Below are 19470 nucleotides of genomic sequence, written 5' to 3'. Positions count from 1 at the left end.
CGACCCGACACGTGCGCGCAGGGTTGTTCCGGCGCGCGGGGGTTCTCCGCCGCGGGGGTTCTCCGCCATGTCCGCCGCCCACTCCGCCACGCCGCAGCCCCTCGCGACCGGCCTGATGCTGCCGCCGCCCTTCACCCTGGTCACGCTCGATCCGCCCGGATCGGCGCAGGCCGAGGCCTGCCGCCGGGCCGCGGACGCGGACGCGGCCGGCACCCTCATCCTCTCGGCCGGGGAGCGCGTGATCGAGGCGGCGGTCGTGCTCGCCCCCGAGGAGCCCCTCCGCCTCGCCCGCCGCGCGGCGCTGATCGGGATGGGCGCGCTCGCCGACGCGCTCGGCAGCCACGCCCCTCCCGACAAGCCGGTCGCGGTCGAGTGGCCGCTGACCCTGCGCTTCGACGGGGCGCGCCTCGGCGGCGGGCGCCTCGCCTGGCCGGAGGCCTGCGGCGAGGACGAGGTACCGGACTGGCTCGTCTTCTCCTGCATGCTGATCGCCTCGAAGCGTCACGCCGGCGATCCCGGCCTCACGCCGGACTCGACCTCGCTGGAGGAGGAGGGGTTCGCGCCCGAGACCGCCGGGCCGATCGTCGAGAGCTTCGCCCAGTACCTGATGAAGGGCCTCTCCGACCTGGAGGAGGACGGCTTCGCCTTCGCCCTCGCGCGCTACCGCGCCGTCCTGGCCGAGCCGCCGGGCGAGCGCCTCACCATCGACGGGCACGGCGACGCCCTGGCGGTCGGCCCGGAGGGGACGCGCCCGCGGCCGCTCGGGGAGGCGCTGCGCGCGCCCGCCTGGCTCGATCCGGCGACCGGAGCACCGCGCCTGTGACCCGCCTGAAGCTGCCCCGCACGCTGCGCCTCGACGCCTCCGACACGCTCGTCTTCGCGCGGGCCGCCGAACCCGGCGAATGGGCGGTGACCGGCTCCTTCCTGTTCCTCGACGCCGATCCGGCCGCCCTGGCGCCCAAGGCGCGGATCGCCTTCCGCTCCGGCTTCCTCGGCATCGCCTCGTTCGGCTTCTCGACCCTCGTGGTGGTCAGCGAGGCGAGCGAGGCCGAGCGGGAGGCCGCCACCGAGGCGCTCGCGGCCCAGATCCACGCGCGGCTCGGCGCCCCGAGCCTCGCCGCCGCGCGGGAGGCCGCGGCCGAGGAGATCGCCGCCGCCGCCGCCCTCTGCCAGCCTCCGGTGAATTCCGTTCTGGCGCTCCACCGCGCCGTCGAGGCCGGGGAGATCCGCGAGCAGTACCGGGTGCTGCGCCCCCGCGAGGGGGCCGTGCCGGGCGCCGACCGCCGCCACGCCTACGCGCGCGCCTTCGACTTCGCCGAGACCGACGACGAGCCCGAGGAGGCGGTCGACCTCGTCGGCCTGATGGGGAGCCGGGCGCCGTGACGGAATTCTGGGTCTCGAGCGGCCACCACCTCGCCCGGCGCCAGGAGGGCGGCGGGCTCGCGGTGACGGACGAGCTGCTCCTCGCCTACCTGGCGCGGCCGGAACTCGTGCCCCCGCCGGAGGCCTGCGCAGCCGAGCGGGCGCTGCACGCGCGCCTGCGGGCCGCGCCGCGCCGCGCCGTGGCGCCGGAGGAGGTCGCCGCCGTCGCGGATGCCGACGCGCGCGAGAATTGGCAGGTCGTGCTCGCCTTCCGCGACCGGCTGCTGGCGGCCCGTTCGGTCGAGGACGCGTATCTCGACCTCGTGCGCCGGGGCGGCGGGGGGACGCCGCCGCTCTTCCTCAACCAGCTCGTCCACCTCATCCTGCGCAACGCCCTCGACGGCTGCCAGGACCCCTACGTGCTGCGGGCGGGCGAGCTGTTCTTCCGTCCGCAGGCGGTCTCGGTGCAGGCGGTCTCGGCGACGGAAGGCGCGCTGCTCCTGGCGGATGCCGAGCTGGTCGACCTGGAGGAGGGCCGCGCCCGGCCCTCGCCCCTCGTCGCCATGCTGGGCCGCGAGCCGATCGGCGACCTCGACGTGCTGACGCCCGAGACGGCCTGGACCTACTGGAGCCGCTCGGACGCCTTCACGATGGCGCTCAATCTCGGCTCCGATCCGCGCAGCCGCGAGGGGCTCGCCCGGGTGATCGAGGCCTGGATCCGCCACCTCCTGCACCGCCGGGTGAGCGTGGCGCCGGTCGCCCGGATCGAGGACCGGGACTGGCGCTGGTTCGTCGGCCTCGACGCGGAGGCGACCCGGATCGGCAACGCGCTCTGGCGCGGCGAGGCCCTGCCCGAGGAGACCCGCGCCCGGGTGCTCGCCCTGTTCACGCTCGCCTTCGCGGAGACGGCCGGCCTCGACCCACGGCTGGGAGACCAGCCGGTCTACCTCCTGCTCGCCATGAATCCGGATCGCCGCGTCACCGTGAAGCCCCAGAACCTGATCGCCGGCCTCCCGCTCGTCGGAGAACCCCTGTGAGCGAGGCGGATCCGCGCCGCGCGGGCGTCGCGCCCCGCTACGAGGTCGGGGTGATCGTCGCCAAGCGCCGCCTCAAGGGGCCCTGGGCGAGCCATGCCTGGCTCCCCGTCGCCGCCCTCCCGGGCCGGCCGGAGACGCCGCCCTGGACCCGCCTCGGCGCGAGCGAGGCGGAGGAGACCTTCTACGCCGGCAGCGTCACGGTCGCGCTGCACCCGGCCGAGACCGCCCATTACGGCGACAACCTCGCCTCCGCGCAGCCCTCGCTGTGGATCGCGCTGCGCCCGGTCGGCCCGGAGACCTACGAGATCGCCACGGTGACGGCGGATCCCTACGAGGGCGAGGCGCTGGCGGAGGGGATCGGCGAGATCGTCGAGGCGGTGCCGATGCCGCCCGAGATGCAGGCCTGGCTCGCGGCCTACTACGCGGCCCACCACGTCGAGCGCCCGTTCGAGAAGCGCAAGCGCGACCGCGCCGACCCGGAGGCGCTCGCCCGCCAGGGGCGGCGCCGGGACGACGAGCGGTGAGCGGGGATTTCCTGTCGCGGTGGTCGCGCCTCAAGCGCGACGGCGCGCGCCCGGTGCGGGAGACCCCGGACCGCGCGGGCGAGACCGCGCCCCCGCCAGGGCCGGACGCGGCCGAGCCGGAGCTGCCGCCCGAGGAGCTGGCGAGGCTGCCCTCCCTCGACGCGCTGACCCCGCAGACCGACCTCGCGCAGTTCCTGCGGGCGGGCGTGCCGAGGGCGCTGCGCAACGCGGCGCTGCGGCGGATGTGGTCCCTCGACCCCGCCATCCGCGACTTCGTGAGCGAGGCCCGCGAATACGCCTGGGACTGGAACGTCCCGGGCGACGTCCCGGGCGCCGGGCCGCTCCTGCCGACCGACGACGTCGCCGCGATGGTCGAGCGCGTGATCGCGGGGGAGCCCGCCCGAGCCGCGCCCGGGCACGACCCCGCGGATGGGCCATCCGGGCGCGAGAGCGTCGTCACCCCGGCGCTCCCCGGCCCCCAAGCCCCGCCCGCTCTCGAGCTCGCGCGGGAGGAGGCCGCGCGGGAGGAGGCCAGGCGGGAGGAGGCCGGGCGGGAGGAGGCCCCGGATGCGGCCGAGACCGGCCCGGACGCCCCGCCCCGCCACGCGGCCGAGCCGGCGCAGATCCGCCCGGAAGCCCCGGAAAACGCCGCGAAGCGGCGCCGCGCCCGCCGCCACGGCGGCGCGATGCCGCTTTGAGGCATTAAAAAGTAGGATTGCGGCGCGGCCGCCACGGTATATGGTGCAAATTGCAAAACGCGGCGGATCGACCGCGAGGCGAGGGTGGAGATGCGAGGGGTCGGGCACGTCGAAGTGGACCGAGCCCTCGGTGTGGACGCGCTGGTGGCGGATCAGGACCCGAATGTCGACGAGATCGACGTGTTGCGCGCGCGCCTCTACGGCGGGCTCGCGGCGATCCTGGGCCAAGCGCCGGATGCGGGCCTCATCGAGGCGCTGCGCGGGGTGAGCGGCAACGATACGCCGCTCGGGCAGGCGCACGCCGCCCTGGCGGATGCGGCCGCCGAGGCCGACCTTCGCGCCGTGGAACGCGACTATTTCGAGCTCTTCATCGGCGTCGGGCGCGGCAAGATCCTGCCCTACGCCTCCTATTACCTCACCGGCTTCCTCAACGAGCGCCCGCTGGCCCGGCTGCGCGAGGATCTGGCGCGGCTCGGCATCGAGCGCGACCCGCGGGTGAGCGAACCCGAGGACCACATCGCGATTCTCCTCGAGGTGATGGCCGCGCTGGCGGAGCGGCGCTTCGGGGCGGAATCGCCAAGCGAGCAGCTCTTCTTCGAGCGCCACCTGAAACCCTGGGCGCGCCGCCTCTTCGAGGACATCGAGACCGAGGCGGCGACGCCCCTCTACCGGGCGGTCGGAGCGCTCGGGCGGAGTTTCATCGAGATCGAGACCGCTGCCTTCGCCATCGACGCGTGAGGCCGGTCACCGCAACCGAGGAGCGGGACATGAAATCGGACAGGAATGACCAGCTTGGCCGCAGGCAATTCTTTCGCGCGCTCGGCGGTGGCACCGCGGCCGCGGCCGCGGCCCTGGTCTCGCCGCTCTCGACCGGGGAGGCCAAGGCCTACGATCCGGGCTCGGAGGAGACCCGCGCACGCTACCGGGAGACGGACCACGTGAAGGCCTTCTACCGGACCAACGGCTACGAGACCCTGAAGAAGTGAGGGCGCGATGCTGAAGAAGCGCAGAGACGGCGCCGCGGGCCGCGCGGCCCCCTCCCCGGCCGCCGGCGCCCATCATTCCCTGGCCGCAGGTGCTCTGCCGGAGACCCTGGATCGCCGCAGCTTCCTGCGCCGCTCCGGGCTCGCCGCGGGCGGACTCGCGGCCGCCGGGAGCCTCCGGCTCGGCGCCGTGCGTCCCGCCCGGGCCGCCGGCTCGGCGGTGAGCGGGCCCGAGGTGACGATCCGCAAGAACATCTGCACGCATTGCTCGGTCGGCTGCACGGTAACGGCCGAGGTGGTGAACGGGGTCTGGGTCGGCCAGGAACCCTCCTGGGCGAGCCCGATCAACCGCGGCACCCACTGCGCCAAGGGCGCGGCGATCCGCGAACTGGTGCACGGCGAGCGCCGCCTGAAATACCCGATCAAGCTTGAGAACGGCGAGTGGAAGCGGATCTCCTGGGAGCAGGCGATCGACGAGATCGGCGCCAAGCTCCTCGCCATCCGCGAGAAGAGCGGCGCGGATTCGGTCTACTGGCTCGGCTCGGCCAAGTTCACGAATGAGGCGTCCTACCTGTTCCGCAAGTTCGGGGCGTTCTGGGGCACCAACAACGTCGACCATCAGGCCCGGATTTGCCACTCGACCACCGTGGCGGGCGTCGCCAACACCTGGGGCTACGGCGCCCAGACCAATTCCTACAACGATATCCGCAACGCCAAGACCATGATCATCATGGGCGGCAACCCGGCCGAGGCGCATCCGATCTCGATGCAGCACGTGCTCTCGGGCAAGGAGATCAACCGGGCGAACCTGATCGTCATCGACCCGCGCTTCACCCGCACGGCCGCCCACGCCACCGAGTACGTCCGCCTGCGCTCGGGCACCGACATCCCGGTGATCTGGGGCATGCTCTGGCACATCTTCCAGAACGGCTGGGAGGACAAGGAGTTCATCCGCAGCCGCGTCTACGCCATGGAGGATGTCCGCAAGGAGGTCGCCAAGTGGACCCCCGAGGAGGTCGAGCGGGTCTCCGGCGTGCCGGGCGAGCAGCTGCGGCGCGTGGCCGAACTCTTCGCCAAGGAGAAGCCCGCGACCCTGATCTGGTGCATGGGCGCGACCCAGCACACGGTCGGCACCGCCAACGTGCGGGCCTTCTGCATCCTGTGCCTCGCGACCGGCAACGTCGGCAAGCCCGGCACGGGCGCCAACATCTTCCGCGGGCACACCAACGTCCAGGGCGCGACCGATCTCGGCCTCGATGTGACGACGCTGCCGCTCTATTACGGGCTCGTCGAGGGCGGCTGGCGGCACTGGGCCCGGGTCTGGGACGTCGAGTACGAGTGGCTGCAATCGCGCTTCGACGAGGTGCCGACGCTGGCCGGGCGCAAGGCGCGCTCGCGCAAGGAGAACATGGAGGCGCCCGGGATCACCTCGACGCGCTGGTTCGACGCCGTCACCTTGCCGGCCGACCAGGTCGACCAGCGGGCGCCCCTGCGGGCCATGATGGTGTTCGGCCACGGCGGCAACACCGTGACGCGCCTGCCCGAGGCCGTGAAGGGCATGAGCGCCCTCGACCTCCTGGTCGTGGCCGACCCGCACCCGACCACCTTCGCGGCGCTCGACGCGCGGCGGGACAACACCTACCTCTTGCCGATCTGCACCTCGCTGGAGATGGACGGGTCGCGCACGGCCTCGAACCGCTCGCTGCAATGGGGCGAGCAGATCGTGAAGCCCGCCTTCGAATCGAAGAACGACTACGAGGTGATCTACCGGCTCGCCGCCAAGCTCGGCTTCGCCGACCGGATGTTCAAGAACATCAAGGTAACGGACGGCGTGCCGGAGGCGGAGGACCTGCTGCGGGAGATCAACCGCGGCGGCTGGTCGACGGGCTATTGCGGGCAGAGCCCGGAGCGCCTGAAGGCGCACATGCGCAACCAGCACAAGTTCGATCTCGTGACGCTGCGCGCGCCCAAGGACGATCCGGAGGTCGGCGGCGACTATTACGGCCTGCCCTGGCCGTGCTGGGGCAAGCCGGAGATCCGCCATCCCGGCACGCACATCCTCTACAACACGGCCCTGCACGTGAAGGACGGCGGCGGCACCTTCCGGGCGCGGTTCGGCACCGAGCGCAACGGCCAGACCCTGCTGGCCGAGGATTCCTTCTCCGTCGGCTCCGACCTGACAGACGGCTACCCCGAATTCACCATGGGTGTCTTCAAGAAGCTCGGCTGGGACAGGGACCTGACGCCCGAGGAGATGGCCGTCATCACCCGGATCGGCGGCAATAACATCGACGCGGTGAGCTGGGCCACCGACCTGTCGGGCGGCATCCAGCGGGTCTGCCTGGAGCACGGCGTCACGCCCTTCGGCAATGGCAAGGCGAGGGCGAATGCCTGGAACCTGCCCGACCCGGTGCCGGTGCACCGGGAGCCGATCTACTCGCCCCGGCCCGACCTCGTCGCCAAGTACCCGACCCGGCCCGACGAGCGCCAGTTCCGCATGCCGAACCTCGGCTTCTCGGTCCAGAAGGCGGCGGTGGACCGGGCCATCGCCAGGGACTTCCCGATCATCCTGTCGTCGGGCCGCCTCGTCGAGTACGAGGGCGGCGGCGAGGAGACGCGCTCGAACCCCTGGCTCGCCGAGTTGCAGCAGGACATGTTCGTGGAGGTGAACACGCAGGACGCGGCCGAGCGCGGCATCAGGGACGGGCAGTTCGTCTGGGTCTACGGCCCGGAGAACGGCGCCAAGACCAAGGTGAAGGCGCTGGTGACCGACCGGGTGGCGAAGGGCGTGGCCTGGATGCCGTTCCACTTCTCGGGCTGGTACCAGGGCAAGGACATGCGCGCCTTCTACCCGAAGGGCACCGACCCCGTGGTGCTGGGCGAGAGCGTCAACACGGTCACGACCTACGGCTTCGACCCCGTCACGGGGATGCAGGAGACCAAGGTCACCCTCTGCCAGATCCAGGCCGCGTAAGGATGTGAGGCCAAGACCATGGCGCGAATGAAGTTCCTCTGCGACGCCGACCGCTGCATCGAGTGCAACGCCTGCGTCACCGCCTGCAAGAACGAGCACGAGGTGCCCTGGGGCATCAACCGGCGCCGGGTGATCACGCTCAACGACGGCAAGCCGGGCGAGCGCTCGGTGTCGATGGCCTGCATGCACTGCACGGACGCGCCCTGCGCGGCCGTCTGCCCGGTCAACTGCTTCTACACGACGGCGGACGCGGTCGTGCTGCACTCCAAGGACCTCTGCATCGGCTGCGGCTACTGCTTCTACGCCTGCCCGTTCGGGGCGCCGCAATATCCGCGCGTCGGGAACTTCGGCTCCCGCGGCAAGATGGACAAGTGCACCTACTGCTCGGGCGGCCCGGAGCCCGACCTCTCGACGGTCGAGTACGAGAAGTACGGCTCGAACCGCCTGGCCGAGGGCAAGCTGCCGCTCTGCGCCGAGATGTGCTCGACCAAGGCCCTGCTCGCCGGCGACGGCGAGATGATCGCCCAGATCTACAAGGAGCGGGTGATCAAGCGGGGCTACGGCTCGGGGGCCTGGGGCTGGAAGACGGCCTACCGCGAGACCGTCGCGATCTGATGCCTGAACGGAAGGAAGGCGCCATGCGGCGAGGTCTGACGCATCTCGGGATCCTGGTGATGGCCGCCCTGATCTGGGCGGTCGTCGGTCTGGCCGGCCCGGCCCGCGCGGTCGACGCCCCGGACGGCGCCCCGAACCCCACCACCTCCTCGGTCAACGAGGACCTGCTGTTCCGGCAGGCCCCCAAGATCGGCGGGCGCATCTCGATTCCCGACCAGAAGGCCGCGAACCTGATCCAGCCGCAAGGGCGCGAGTGGCGGAGGTTCCACGAATCCTGGATGCCCTGGGTCGGGGGATTGGTCATCCTCGGCATGGTGGCGGCGCTCGCCCTGTTCTACTTCACCCGCGGGCGCATCCGACTCGACCACACCGAGGAATCCGGCCGCAAGCTGCTGCGCTTCAACGTGTTCGAGCGCTTCTCGCACTGGATGACGGCGTTCTGCTTCATCCTGCTGGGGCTGTCGGGGTTGAACTACATCTTCGGCAAGCGCCTGCTGATGCCGCTGATCGGGCCCGACGCCTTCGCGGCCCTGTCGCAATGGGCGAAGTACGCGCACGTCTTCCTGGCCTGGCCGTTCATGCTCGGCGTGCTGTTCATGGCCGTGCTGTGGGTGCGCGACAACATCCCCAACCGCATCGACATCGAGTGGCTGAAGAAGGGCGGCGGCTTCCTGAGCGACGCGCATCCCCACGCCGAGCGCTTCAATGCCGGCCAGAAGCTGGTCTTCTGGATGGTGGTCGGCTTCGGCACCGCCATGGGCGCCACCGGGCTGATGATGCTGTTTCCCTTCGCGCTCACCGACATCAACGGGATGCAGGTGATGCAGGTGGTGCACTCGCTGATCGGCGTCGTCTTCGTCGCCGGCATCCTGGCCCACATCTACATCGGCTCGCTCGGGATGGAGGGCGCCTACGACGCCATGGGCAGCGGCGAGGTCGATATCGCCTGGGCGCGGGTGCACCACGACCTCTGGGTCAAGGAGCAGCTCGCCAAGAACGCGGACGGGCCTCAGCTCGGCCGCGGGCAGGTGCCGGCGGAATAGCGCCCGCGCGCCGGAGCGCCGCCTCCGGCGCCCGGGTGCGCGAGGGATCGGACGGCGGGGGCCGCGGCCGCGCGAACCGATGCGGCCACGGCGCTCGCGAGGCGAGACGCGGGAGAGAGGTGCGATGAAAGCCTTCGTGGTGGCCGTGATCGTGGCCGTTGCGCTGGCGGCGGGGGCGGCCTTCGTGCTGACCGCGAACCAGGAATACGCCTACCAGGCCTTCGCGACCTCGGGGGCGCGGGTCTCGAACCCGGGAACCAACCTCGTCGGCCCGAACTGGACCGGCGACCCCAAGGATTCGGCGCCGGGCCACAAGCACCTGGAGGCGGGATCGTGACGCGAGGCGCAGACCACCCCATGGCGCATTCCCTGCTGCGCGCGGCGCTCGCCGCGTCCTGCCTGCTGCTGCCGGCGGCGTCCCTCGCCCAGAGCGACGGGGCCTCCGCGCGCGGGCCGAAGGACCTCTGCCAGGAACTCGTCGCCTTCGTGCATCCGCCCGCCCCGCCCCCGCCGCCGGCGGGCCAGCCGCAGGCGGGGCAGGCGCCGCAGGCAGGGCAGGCGGGACAGGCGCCGCAGGCGGGACAGGCGCCGCAGGCCGCGGGCCAGCCGCAGCCCGCCGGGCAGTCCCAGCCGTCGAACGTGGCCGTCCAGGCGCCCAACCAGGGCGGACAGGCGCCCCTGCCCTCGAACGCGGCCGGCGAGACGCAGCAGAAATCGGGCCTCAGCGGCCCGGTCCCGAATAGCGGGCCGGGCGCCGCAGGCCCGCAGGGTCAGACCCAGAACGCCGCCGCGCCGACGAGCAACCAGGCGCCGCCGCCGGCCGGCAAACCGACGCCCGCGATGATCGAGCAGGTCGACGCCGCGGCGGCGAGCAGGGACGTGGGCGCCTGCCGCTCCGCCGCGCAGGCGATGCGCCGTGCCGGGGTGGTGATGCCGGCCCCGCTCCTCGCCCTCGCGGCGCTCGACCCGAAGTTCTTCGCCGGCAACCCGTGAGCGCCCGCGCGCGGCCAGTGCGGCGCGCCATCGTCGGCCGCGTCCCGTCCAGGATGGCTGGCGCGGGCTCGCCTCCGACCCGGGTGAGCGGATCCGCTCACGCGCCCAGCCAGTCGCGCGCCCTCGCGAGGTCCGCCTGCATCAGGCCGTGGCCGCCCGGGAGCACCTCGTGGGTGACCGCCGCGCCGGCCGCCCGCAGCCGGCGGGCGAGGTCGGCGGCGTTCGCCGCCGGCACGATCGGGTCCATGCGGCCCGAGAGGATCAGCACGGGAGTGCCGCCGAGGTCGCCCGCGGGCGGGTCGGTGAGCGGCACCATGGCGCGCAGCAGGACCGCCCCGGCGAGCAGGCCCGGGTGGCGCAGCAGCAGCGCCGCCGCGATGTTGGCGCCGTTCGAGAAGCCGACCGCCACGGGCGCGGCGAGGCCGTAGACCTCCCGCGCCTCGCCCACGAAGGCGGCGAGGTCGTCGGCGCGGCGGCGCAGATCCGCCTCGTCGAACACGCCCTCGGCGAGGCGCCGGAAGAAGCGCGGCATGCCGCTCTCCAGCACCGGCCCGCGGGGCGAGAGCAGGGCGGCGCCGGGCGAGAGCGCGCGGCCGAGCGGGATCAGGTCGGATTCGTCGCCGCCGGTGCCGTGCAGGAGGAGCAGCGGGGCGCGCTCCGGCGCGGTCGCGGGCTCGTGGCGGTGGATGACTTCGGCGAGGGACATCGGGCACCTCTGCGCGCGGGCGCGGTGGGGCGGCGCGGCGGCGCGGACGCGGCGCCGACCGGCCGTGGGCTTCAGGCGAGGGCTTTCGGGGGATGCGTGCGGGGATCCCCGCACGCGGGTGCGGGGGGACCCCACACGCGGGTGCGGGGGGACCCCACACGCGGGTGCGGGGGGACCCCACACGCGGGTGCGGGGGGACCCCGCACCCGGACGGGCGGGCCTCAGGCCAGCGCCGGCAACACGCGCTCGATCTCGCCGCGATGCGGCTCCAGGAAGCCCGGCAGCTTCAGCGCCTCGCCGAGATGCGCGGCGGCCTCGTCCACGGCGAAGCCGGGGCTGTCCGTCGCGATCTCGAACAGCACCCCGCCCGGCTCGCGGAAATAGACCGAGCGGAAGTAGTTGCGGTCGCGCTGCTCCGTGACCTGGACGCCGTGCGCCTCGGTCAGCCGGCGCACCATCGCGGCCTGCGCCGCGTCGTCCGCCGCCCGGAAGGCGATGTGGTGGACCGAGCCGCCGCCCGGCCGGCCCCGCAGGAACTCGCCCACCGCCCGAAGGGTCACGTGGCCGCCCCGACCGGCATCGCCGCTGAACCGCGCGAGCGCCCCCTCCCGTCCCGTCTCCGTCAGGCCGAACACGTCGGTGAGGATCCGCGCCGTCGGCCCGTCCTCGCGCAGGAGCAGGGTGACGCCGTGGAAGCCGCGGATCGCGTGCTCGGCCGGGACGTCGCCGCCGGTCCAGGCCGGCTCCGCCTCCGCGCCCGGCACCCCGACCAGGGCGAGCGCCATCCCGTCCGGGTCGCGGAAGGGCAGCACCGTCTCGCCGAAGACCCGGGCGGGCGCCTCGTGCGGCACGCCCGCCGCGATGAAGCGGTGGGTCCAGTAGCCGATCGCGCCCTGCGGCACCCGGAACGCCGTCTCCTGCGTCTCGCCGATGCCGACCCGGCCCGGCGCCACGTTGTCCCAAGGGAAGAAGGTCAGGATCGTGCCGGGCGCCCCGGCCTCGTCGCCGTAATAGAGGTGGTAGGTGCCCGGATCGTCGAAATTCACCGTCCGCTTCACGAGCCGCAGGCCGAGCACGCGGGTGTAGAAGTCGAGGTTGCGGCGGGCCGGACCGGAGATCGCCGTCACGTGGTGAAGACCGTTTGCCATCTCTGCCTCCTTGGGGATCGCTCCCCCGGGGATCTCCCCCGTGGCGGACCGCCCCGCGCGGTCCCGTTCGGATGAGGCGAATCTAGGATTTGCCCTCGCGGCCCGAAACGGAAACGATGGAAAGGCATCGTTTCGGAAAATGGCGAATGGCACTCCCGGATTTCGAGGCCTGGGCGATCTTCGCCCGGGTCGCCCAGGCGGGCTCCTTCTCGCGGGCCGCGGCGGAGCTCGCGCTCTCCACCGCCACGGTCTCGAAGGCGGTGAGCCGGCTGGAGGCCCGGCTCGGGGCGAGCCTGTTCCACCGCACCTCCCGGCGGCTCGCGCTCACCGAGACCGGCCGGGCGGCCCTGGAGGGCGCGGCCCGGATCGTCGCCGCCGGGGAGGCGGTGGAGGCGGATGTGCAGACCGGCGCGCGGGAGCCGCGCGGGCTCGTCCGGCTGGCGGCCCCGATGTCCTTCGGGCTGGCGCATCTGGCGCCGCGCCTGCCGGACTTCCTGGCGGACTTCCCGCAGGTGTCGGTCGATCTCCACCTCAGCGACGCGCAGGTCGACCTGGTCGGCGGCGGCTTCGATCTCGGCCTGCGCATCGCGGCCCTGTCGGATTCCTCGCTGCGGGTGCGCCGCCTGTGCGGCGTGCGCCGCTCGCTGGTGGCGGCGCCCGCCTACCTCGCCCGGGCGGGCCGGCCCGGACACCCGCGCGACCTCGCCCGCCACGCCTGCCTCGGCTACGCCTACCTGCCCAATCCCGAGCGCTGGCACTTCACCGGCCCGGGGGGCGAGGTCGCGGTCGCGCCCGCGGGGCGGCTGCGGGCCAACAACGCCGACGCGCTGACCCCCGCCCTGCTGGCGGGGTTCGGCCTCGCGGTGCAGCCCGACTTCCTGATCTTCGACGACCTCGCCTCGGGCCGCCTGGAGCGGTTGCTGCCGGAATGGTCCCCTCCCCCGATCGCCCTCAACCTCGTGATGCCGCCGGGCGCCCTGCGGCCGGCGCGGGTCGTGGCGCTGATCGCCTTCCTCGAGCGTCAGTTCGCGGCCGCGCCCTGGGCGAGTTGACGGGGGATGTCGGCGCGGGCCCGAGGCTGCTCCTCAGCCCGCGAGATAGCCCGCGGCGAGGAGCGCGAAGCCGGCGACGCCCGACAGGGCGAGGCGCAGCCGCCCGAGCCAGCGGGGCACGAGGCCGCGGCGCGGCATGTCCTGGTCGATCGCGCCCCAGATCAGCACCAGGGCGCCGAGCAGGCGCAGGTCCCACGGGCCCGGGGCGGCGAGCGCCGCCCAGGCCAGGAGGGAGGGCACCACGGCGACGACGTAGTCCGCCTGGCGGCCCCCGCGCGAAGCGGCGCCCCAGCGGATCCCGCCCAGGAAGGAGGCGATCACGGCCGCGTAGGCGGCGAGGGCCGGCCGCACGGCGAGCCCGGCCACCTCGCCCCGGCCGAGGAGCAGCAGCAGGGCGAGGCCGAGGAACGGGATCAGCCCGGCCGCGCCGAGGACGAGAGCCCCGGCCGGGGCGGGTGCGTCGCGGTCCATTCAGTCCCTCCGGAAGATCAGGCTGGCGATCCAGCCGGACAGCAGCGCGAGCGCGCCCGTCCCGATACCGTAGAGCAGGGACCAGTCCCGGGCGATGCCGGCGAGGCTGGCCTCGATGCCGGTCTTCACGAGGTCGAAGCGCAGGCTCTCCTGTGCCAGGGGCACCGTCCCGGAGAGCAGCGTGACCGCGACGTCGTAGGTGCCGACCGGCGCCGCGGCCGGGAGCGCCACGGTGGCGCGGAACACGGAGGGCGACAGGAAGCGCGCGCCGTCCTCGTTCTCCACGAAGAGCCGCGCCCGGCGGCGCAGGCGCAGCAGCGCCTCCCGGAACGGATCGTCGTCCGAGGGGGCCGCGGTCAGGTCGGGCGATTCGACGATGGCCTGCAGCCCGAGCCGCAGGCGGCGGCGGGTGGCAGCGTCCGCCACCTCGGCCAGTGGCCGCGACGCGAGGACGGCCAGGAAGGCGGGCACCTCGGCGAATTTCTGCTGCGCGCGGTTGACCCAGAGCGGGCCGAGGGCCTGCCTCTCGCGCACGGTGAGCGACTGGCGCGGGCCCCGGACCGTGATCACCACGTCGTAGCGCCCCTGCCGGGCCGCCGCCTGCCCGTCCCGCTCGATCGCGCCGAACACCGCGAGCGAGGCGCCCGCGTAGGTCGAGGTGACGGCGAGGCGCGTGAAGGACAGGCTGACGACCAGGCTCTCGGCGGCGGCCGGGGCGGCGAGCGCGGCGAGGCCCGCGGCGAGGCCCAGGCGGACCAGGACCGGGCGGAGTTGGGCCGGGCGCGATCGGGCCGGGCGCGATCGGGCCCGCGCCGCCATCAGCGGCCCTCGACCGCGGCGATCGAGAAGGGCTCGGCCGGATGCAGGGCGAGTTCGAGCACGAAGCGCAGGTCCACCGCCAGGACCAGCACGGCGAGGAGCAGCCGGAACGTATCCGCCCGCAGGTTGCGGCCGAGCCGCGCCCCGAACTGGGCGCCGAACACGCTGCCGGCGATCAGGATCACCGCCAGTACGATGTCGACCGCTTGGTTCTGCACCGCGTGCAGCACCAGTGCCACGAAGGTCGTCCACAGGATCTGGAACTGCGAGGTGCCGACGACGACGCCGGTCGGGACCCGCAGCAGGTAGAGCAGAGCCGGCACCAGGATGAAGCCGCCGCCGATGCCGAGCACCGCGCCCGCGAACCCGACGAAGAGGGCGAGGCCGAGGATGGGCAGCACGCTCGCGTAGAGGCGCGAGCGCGGGAAGCGCATCCGCAGGGGCCATGCCATGTAGGCGGGATGCTCGCGCCCCGCGCGCGGCGGCGCGGCGCGCCCGCCCCGGCGCGCCCACAGGTCGCGCAGGGATTCCCTCAGCATCAGCCCGCCCACGACCGAGAACAGCGTCACGTAGGCGAGGGTGATGAACAGGTCGAGTTGCCCGGCCCGGCGCATCGCCGCGAAGAACCAGACCCCGAGCGCCGTGCCGAGGAGCCCGCCGCCGACGAGGACCAGGCCGAGCCGGATGTCCAGGGCGCCGCGGCGCAGGGCGGCGAGCACGCTCGTGGTGGAGGAGGCGACGATGGGCGCCGTCTGGGTGGCGACCGCGATGGCGGGCGGGATCCCGAGCACGATCAGGATCGGCGTCATCAGGAAGCCGCCGCCGATCCCGAACACTCCCGAGACGAATCCCACGGCCGCGCCGAGCCCGAGGAGCATCAGCACGCTCACGGGCATCTCGGCGATCGGGAGGTAGATCTGCACGGGCGCGACGTCCGGGCGGAGGAATCCCGAGGCTAGGTGGGGCCCGATGAACGGAGCGTGACCGGGGCGGCTGGCCGCGCGAGGCGGTGCCGGCCCGTCCGACTACACTCCGGTCCCGGTGAACTTCCCGGCCGGCTTCGCCTCGGAGCGGCGCGGCGCGCCCAGGCTGGGGGGCGGCGCGCCGATCAGGGAGACCGGGCCGGCGGCCTGGGCGGCCGGTTCGCCCTGCGACGCGGGCGGGTCGTTCACGGCCGGGTCGGCGGGCTTCGGCTTCCACGCCTCCGCGGCGGCCTTCGCGCCGGCGAGGTCCTTGGCCGGGAGCTTGGCCGCGACCTCGTCGCGCTTGCGCCCGGCATCCTCGTCGCCCTGGGCCGCCGCCGCCGCGAACCAGCCGTAGGATTGCGGGAGGTCCTGAGGCACGCCGAGGCCGCGGGCGAGCAGCACCGCCAGGTTGTACTGGCTGTCGCGCACGCCGTGCTCCGCCGCGCGGCGGAACCAGGTCGCGGCCGCGCCGTAATCGGGCTTGCCGCCGGGGGCGCCCGATTCCGCGAGCAGCACCGCGAGATTGTGCATGGCCCGGACATGCCCCTGGTCGGCGGCTTTCCCGTACCATTGCCGGGCCTGGGCGGCGTCGCGGGTGACGCCCATGCCCTTCTCGTACTGGCTGCCGAGCCGGTACTGGGCCGGCGCGTAGCCGCTCGCGCCGAGGCGCTCGAACAGCTTGGCCGCCAGGGTGAGATCCCTCACCATGCCGCGGCCGTCGGCCTCGCGGCTCGCGATCTCGTAGAGGGCGGCGCCGTCCCCCTCCAGGGCCGCCTGGCGCAGGCTGGCGAGCGAGGGGGGCAGGCCGGCGAGGTCCGGGGCCAGGGAGGCGGCGGCCGCCACCTTGGGAACCGGCGCCTTCTCGGGCGCCGGGTCGGGACGGGCGGCCGTCGCCGCGGGCTCGCGCGCCGGGGCCGGCACCTCGCCGAGCGCCTGGGTGGTGGACGGATCGCCGGGCGTCGCCTCGGGCTGCGGCTTGGCGGCGACGGTGGGGACGGGGGCGGCCTGCTCGGGCGCGCCGCCGGAGCCGTTCAGCGCCTGCAGGGCGCCGAGGGCCAGAACCACGGCGGCGAGGCCGAGGAGCAGCGGCCGGCGACGGCGCTCCATGGTCGCGCGCAGCTGGCCCACCAGCCCCGGCCCGGCAGCGATCTCCGGACGGGGGCTCCGCTCGTCCCGGGCGGCCGCCCGCGCCGCGCGGGAACCGGCCTTGCCGCCCGCGGCCTCGACGGCGGCGGCCTGCGCGGCGCGGCGGGCCGCCGCGATGAAGTTCGCCTTGATGTCCGCGGGCGGAAGCTCCGGGACCGGCTCGGCCGTTCCGGGGGCCGGGCGCGGCGGACGCGGCCGGCTGGCCCCGGGCTCCAGAATCTCCTCGCTCGGCGGCACGGCGGCCGGCGCCTGGGCGGCCGCGGGCGCCTGGGGGGCCGCGGGCGCCTGGGGGGCCCGCGCGGCGGACGGCGCCGCGGCGGCCGGGAGCGCGGTGCTCTCCTGCAGCGCCTCGCGCACCGGCGCCTCCCGGCGCCGGGCCGCCGCCCCGAGCGGGCGCTCCGCCTCGATCTGCGACAGGCGCGAGACCAAGCTCTCCAGGGCCGTGTGGACGCCCTCCATGGTCGCCTGCATGCGGCGCTCGGAGGCCTCCTGCTGCGCGCGCAGCTCCGTCAGGGTGGCCTGAAGGGCGCTGAGCTGGTCCGCCGCCGGTCCCGCCGTCCCGGGCAGGCCCGCGCCGATCGTGTCGGCGACCGCGTGGCGGGCGGCCCGCTCGGCGGCGGCCTGGATCGGCGCCTCGTCGCGCAGCTGGGCCACCTGGGCGAGCAGGTCGCTCATGGTGCGCTCCAGCCCGGCCAGGGCCGGATCGCGGCCGCGCGTGTCGAGGCGCGCCGCGAGCGCCAGCACCTGCTTCTCCAGGCCGTCGAGCCCCTCGCCGCCGGAGCCGTCGCCGATCCGGTCGAGCTTGTCGGCGAGGCTGCGCAGCATGCCGTGGATCGAGGCGAGGTCGCCCCCGGCCATGGCGGGCCGGCGCAGGGAGGCGCCGATCTCGTCGAGCCGCTCGATCACGCCGCCGGAGCCGGCGCTCGCGACCCTGTCCACCTTCTCGGACAGGGCCTCGATGCGCCCGATGATGTCGTCCGTGGCGGCCGGCTCCTTGGCGGAGGCGTGCGCGGCGGCCTGCTCGCGCAGGGCGTCGAGCTTGCGGTCGAGATCCGCGAGGCCGCGGGTGATGGCGGGCGGGGCCTCGTCCGGCGCCCGCAGGCCGCTGCGGATCTCCTCCAGGAGCGGCCTGATCTCGGCCACCAGCGGGCGCTGCTCGGCGACGCCGCTCGTGAGCGCGGCGACCCGGGCATTCACCTCCTCGACGGAGCGCGCGAGGCTCTGGATGCGCTCGGGCGCGGCCAGGCTCGCGAGTTGCTGGCGGATCCCGTCGAGTTCGCGGAAGAGGCTGGCGATCGCGTCCCGGTTGGCGAGGCTGCCCGCATCGGCGGAGCCGAGGGCGCCGTCGATCTTGCGCGAGAGGCGCTCGAGATCCTGCGCGAGGCGGCCGTGGACATCGGCGGCCACGTCGTCGGCGAGCCGGCCGACCTGGACCCGCATGAGGTCGATCGGGCCGACCACGGCCGCGAGGTCCTCGGGCTGGCGGGCCCGCTGCACCTCGTCGGCGAGGGTGCGGATCGCCTGCTCCATCGCGCCGAGGTCGCGGCTCGTGGCGAGGCCGGTCACCGCCTCGCGCAGGCGCGTCGTCTCGGCCTGGAGCCCGGCGATGGCCGGGGAGAGCGCGACGGTGGCCGCCGCGGCGGAATCCGCCGCGCGGGTGAGATCGCGGCGCATCGCGTCGACCACGTCGTCGGCTGACTCGCCGGCGTCGAGTTGCTGCTGGCGCTCGCGGATCTCCGCGACGGCGGCCCGCAGCTCCTCCTGCACCGGCACGCCGCGGCGGCCGATCGGCCTCTGGCCGCTCGCCGCGATGCGCTCGCCCAGAGAGGTGATGCGCGCCTCGAACTGCTTCAGCATCTCCTGGAGGGCGGCGGTGTCGGAACTGCCGACGCTCGCCCGCAGCACCGCCTGAAGGCGCCCTTCGAGCCCGTCGACGGCGCGGAGCACCGCTTGGTCGACGGCCTCGCGGCTCTCGGCGAGCCGCCGGTCGAGCTCCTCGCGCAGGACGTCGTGCAGGTGCGCCGGATGCGACGCCCCGGGCTGCTCGCGCAGGAGATGGGCCAGCCGGGTCTCGAGTCCCTGGACGGCGCGGGCCACGGTCCGGTCCGCACCGTCGAGGCTCTCGTCGAGGCGGCGGTCGATCTCGTCCAGGCGGCGGGTCATCGCCGCGAAGGCGCCGCTCAAGTCCTGAGTCTGTGGGCGGATGCCGGCGGGCTGCGGCCCCCCTGCCGGGGCATGGCCTGCGGCGGCATGGCCTGCGGCGGCATGGCCTGCGGGCGCTTGGCCTGCGGGCGCTTGGCCCGCGGCGGATTGGCCCGCGGGGGCCGCGCCGCGCCGCGATTCGGGGCGGGTCGGCCAGTCCCTGGCCTCGGGACGCCGGTTGCCGCGGGCGGGTGCGCGGCCGTCCCGGGCTCGCGATTTCCCGCCCGCGCGGGCGGTTTCCTGAGACATCGCCGCGGCGAGCCACTCCTCGACCGAGAGGCCGGCACGGCGGGCCGCTTCCCGCGCGGCGTCCCGGACATCGGGGTCGAAGGCGTCGAGGCTGGGGGGAGCGTTCCGTCTCATGAGCGGCTCGGGACCTGTGAGGATCGGCGCGGCGCCGTCGCCGTATGGGCGGAGGGGCAGGTGCCTCGCCCGAAGCAACGATGAAGGCATAGTCAACGGGTTGAGGTACGGGGACCCCGAGCCGGACTTTGTCCCAATCACAGTAAACAAGGTGTTAAGTGGGCCTCCGCGGCCCGGATCGCCGGCCGATCCGGCGAGTCGCACGACCACCCGCACAGCGAATTGAGTGATTTTTGTTCACAACCACAGATCGAGCTGGTGCGTCGCGACGCCCGGCCCGCCAGCGGTGAGGCCGCCTGCGGCACCACGAAACGGTAAGCTGAAATTCTCGGCAACGTGTTGATACATTGGGCATTTTACCGTAAATAA

Annotated in this window: 19 protein-coding genes; 13 read left to right on the top strand and 6 right to left on the bottom strand. The window is 74.2% G+C overall.

From position 1 onward, the window contains the following. The first annotated feature begins 67 nt into the window (after nucleotides 1-67). From MET2598_RS0108260 to MET2598_RS0108205, 12 genes are all read left to right on the top strand, one after another. Complete coding sequence (locus MET2598_RS0108260; RefSeq protein ID WP_018260497.1) at nucleotides 68-823, top strand: biotin/lipoate--protein ligase family protein; 756 nt, start codon at nucleotides 68-70, stop codon at nucleotides 821-823. Next, a complete protein-coding gene (locus tag MET2598_RS0108255) occupies nucleotides 820-1383 on the top strand; it encodes a DUF6505 family protein (protein WP_012332891.1) in 564 nt (187 codons plus the stop codon). The genes MET2598_RS0108260 and MET2598_RS0108255 overlap by 4 nt, the downstream gene beginning before the upstream one ends. After that, nucleotides 1380-2399 (top strand): DUF6352 family protein, encoded by a 1020-nt coding sequence (locus MET2598_RS0108250; RefSeq protein WP_018260496.1) that lies wholly within the window; start codon nucleotides 1380-1382, stop codon nucleotides 2397-2399. Before MET2598_RS0108255 ends, MET2598_RS0108250 begins: the two co-directional genes overlap by 4 nt. Then, nucleotides 2396-2923, top strand: coding sequence for a DUF3305 domain-containing protein (locus tag MET2598_RS0108245; RefSeq protein ID WP_012332893.1), 528 nt, complete (start codon nucleotides 2396-2398; stop codon nucleotides 2921-2923). Before MET2598_RS0108250 ends, MET2598_RS0108245 begins: the two co-directional genes overlap by 4 nt. Continuing rightward, nucleotides 2920-3621, top strand: coding sequence for a DUF3306 domain-containing protein (locus MET2598_RS0108240; protein ID WP_018260495.1), 702 nt, complete (start codon nucleotides 2920-2922; stop codon nucleotides 3619-3621). Before MET2598_RS0108245 ends, MET2598_RS0108240 begins: the two co-directional genes overlap by 4 nt. A gap of 90 nt (nucleotides 3622-3711) precedes the next feature. Continuing rightward, nucleotides 3712-4359 (top strand): TorD/DmsD family molecular chaperone, encoded by a 648-nt coding sequence (locus MET2598_RS0108235; RefSeq protein ID WP_442918990.1) that lies wholly within the window; start codon nucleotides 3712-3714, stop codon nucleotides 4357-4359. Between the two features lie 29 nt (nucleotides 4360-4388). Beyond that, on the top strand, nucleotides 4389-4607 hold the full coding sequence (locus tag MET2598_RS0108230; RefSeq protein WP_018260493.1) for a formate dehydrogenase: 219 nt from the start codon (nucleotides 4389-4391) through the stop codon (nucleotides 4605-4607). A 7-nt stretch (nucleotides 4608-4614) separates the two neighbouring features. Beyond that, nucleotides 4615-7578: a formate dehydrogenase subunit alpha gene (locus tag MET2598_RS0108225; protein ID WP_018260492.1), complete on the top strand. Its 2964-nt coding sequence runs from the start codon at nucleotides 4615-4617 to the stop codon at nucleotides 7576-7578. Nucleotides 7579-7596: 18 nt separating this feature from the next. Then, the gene (gene fdh3B / locus MET2598_RS0108220) at nucleotides 7597-8193 is read left to right on the top strand and encodes a formate dehydrogenase FDH3 subunit beta (protein WP_012332898.1); all 597 of its coding nucleotides are present in this window, start codon (nucleotides 7597-7599) and stop codon (nucleotides 8191-8193) included. Nucleotides 8194-8216: 23 nt separating this feature from the next. Next, nucleotides 8217-9236, top strand: coding sequence for a formate dehydrogenase subunit gamma (locus MET2598_RS0108215; RefSeq protein ID WP_018260490.1), 1020 nt, complete (start codon nucleotides 8217-8219; stop codon nucleotides 9234-9236). Between the two features lie 124 nt (nucleotides 9237-9360). Beyond that, nucleotides 9361-9573 carry a hypothetical protein gene (locus MET2598_RS0108210; protein WP_012332900.1) on the top strand — a complete coding sequence of 71 codons (213 nt, stop codon included), beginning with the start codon at nucleotides 9361-9363 and terminating at the stop codon, nucleotides 9571-9573. Between the two features lie 20 nt (nucleotides 9574-9593). After that, nucleotides 9594-10229 (top strand): hypothetical protein, encoded by a 636-nt coding sequence (locus tag MET2598_RS0108205; RefSeq protein WP_018260489.1) that lies wholly within the window; start codon nucleotides 9594-9596, stop codon nucleotides 10227-10229. A gap of 97 nt (nucleotides 10230-10326) precedes the next feature. Here MET2598_RS0108205 and MET2598_RS0108200 read toward each other — a convergent pair whose 3' ends face one another. Together MET2598_RS0108200 and MET2598_RS0108195 are read right to left on the bottom strand one after the other, a co-directional pair. Then, on the bottom strand, nucleotides 10327-10935 hold the full coding sequence (locus tag MET2598_RS0108200; protein ID WP_018260488.1) for an alpha/beta hydrolase: 609 nt from the start codon (nucleotides 10933-10935) through the stop codon (nucleotides 10327-10329). Nucleotides 10936-11156: 221 nt separating this feature from the next. Next, nucleotides 11157-12083: a ring-cleaving dioxygenase gene (locus MET2598_RS0108195; RefSeq protein ID WP_026190593.1), complete on the bottom strand. Its 927-nt coding sequence runs from the start codon at nucleotides 12081-12083 to the stop codon at nucleotides 11157-11159. A gap of 146 nt (nucleotides 12084-12229) precedes the next feature. On the opposite strand from MET2598_RS0108195, the gene MET2598_RS0108190 reads away from it, so the two are divergent. Further along, entirely contained in the window at nucleotides 12230-13135 is a 906-nt protein-coding gene (locus MET2598_RS0108190) for a LysR family transcriptional regulator (protein ID WP_018260486.1), read from the top strand. A gap of 33 nt (nucleotides 13136-13168) precedes the next feature. On the opposite strand, the gene MET2598_RS0108185 is transcribed toward MET2598_RS0108190, so the two are convergent. The 4 genes from MET2598_RS0108185 to MET2598_RS0108170 all read right to left on the bottom strand — a co-directional run bounded on the left by MET2598_RS0108185 (nucleotide 13169) and on the right by MET2598_RS0108170 (nucleotide 18699). Next, complete coding sequence (locus MET2598_RS0108185) at nucleotides 13169-13606, bottom strand: DUF3429 domain-containing protein (RefSeq protein ID WP_018260485.1); 438 nt, start codon at nucleotides 13604-13606, stop codon at nucleotides 13169-13171. Next, the gene (locus MET2598_RS0108180) at nucleotides 13607-14425 is read right to left on the bottom strand and encodes a TIGR02186 family protein (RefSeq protein WP_012332906.1); all 819 of its coding nucleotides are present in this window, start codon (nucleotides 14423-14425) and stop codon (nucleotides 13607-13609) included. Further along, entirely contained in the window at nucleotides 14425-15348 is a 924-nt protein-coding gene (locus tag MET2598_RS0108175; RefSeq protein ID WP_012332907.1) for a sulfite exporter TauE/SafE family protein, read from the bottom strand. Before MET2598_RS0108175 ends, MET2598_RS0108180 begins: the two co-directional genes overlap by 1 nt. A 102-nt stretch (nucleotides 15349-15450) precedes the next feature. Further along, complete coding sequence (locus MET2598_RS0108170) at nucleotides 15451-18699, bottom strand: SEL1-like repeat protein (RefSeq protein ID WP_018260484.1); 3249 nt, start codon at nucleotides 18697-18699, stop codon at nucleotides 15451-15453. Between the last annotated feature and the right edge of the window lie 771 nt (nucleotides 18700-19470).

It is taken from the genome of Methylobacterium sp. WSM2598 (assembly GCF_000379105.1).
GTDB lineage: Bacteria > Pseudomonadota > Alphaproteobacteria > Rhizobiales > Beijerinckiaceae > Methylobacterium.
Note: the sequence above shows the minus strand (reverse complement) of the source record. Positions and strands in the feature narration are given on the sequence as shown.

Coding starts and splice junctions, on each gene's coding strand:
- fdh3B (WP_012332898.1), top strand. CDS start 7,597: ATGGCGCGAATGAAGTTCCTCTGCGACGCCGACCGCTGCATCGAGTGC.
- MET2598_RS0108170 (WP_018260484.1), bottom strand. CDS start 18,699: ATGACCCGCCGCCTGGACGAGATCGACCGCCGCCTCGACGAGAGCCTC.
- MET2598_RS0108190 (WP_018260486.1), top strand. CDS start 12,230: ATGGCACTCCCGGATTTCGAGGCCTGGGCGATCTTCGCCCGGGTCGCC.
- MET2598_RS0108180 (WP_012332906.1), bottom strand. CDS start 14,425: ATGGCGGCGCGGGCCCGATCGCGCCCGGCCCGATCGCGCCCGGCCCAA.
- MET2598_RS0108195 (WP_026190593.1), bottom strand. CDS start 12,083: ATGGCAAACGGTCTTCACCACGTGACGGCGATCTCCGGTCCGGCCCGC.
- MET2598_RS0108225 (WP_018260492.1), top strand. CDS start 4,615: ATGCTGAAGAAGCGCAGAGACGGCGCCGCGGGCCGCGCGGCCCCCTCC.
- MET2598_RS0108185 (WP_018260485.1), bottom strand. CDS start 13,606: ATGGACCGCGACGCACCCGCCCCGGCCGGGGCTCTCGTCCTCGGCGCG.
- MET2598_RS0108215 (WP_018260490.1), top strand. CDS start 8,217: ATGCGGCGAGGTCTGACGCATCTCGGGATCCTGGTGATGGCCGCCCTG.
- MET2598_RS0108235 (WP_442918990.1), top strand. CDS start 3,712: ATGCGAGGGGTCGGGCACGTCGAAGTGGACCGAGCCCTCGGTGTGGAC.
- MET2598_RS0108230 (WP_018260493.1), top strand. CDS start 4,389: ATGAAATCGGACAGGAATGACCAGCTTGGCCGCAGGCAATTCTTTCGC.
- MET2598_RS0108260 (WP_018260497.1), top strand. CDS start 68: ATGTCCGCCGCCCACTCCGCCACGCCGCAGCCCCTCGCGACCGGCCTG.
- MET2598_RS0108210 (WP_012332900.1), top strand. CDS start 9,361: ATGAAAGCCTTCGTGGTGGCCGTGATCGTGGCCGTTGCGCTGGCGGCG.
- MET2598_RS0108200 (WP_018260488.1), bottom strand. CDS start 10,935: ATGTCCCTCGCCGAAGTCATCCACCGCCACGAGCCCGCGACCGCGCCG.
- MET2598_RS0108205 (WP_018260489.1), top strand. CDS start 9,594: ATGGCGCATTCCCTGCTGCGCGCGGCGCTCGCCGCGTCCTGCCTGCTG.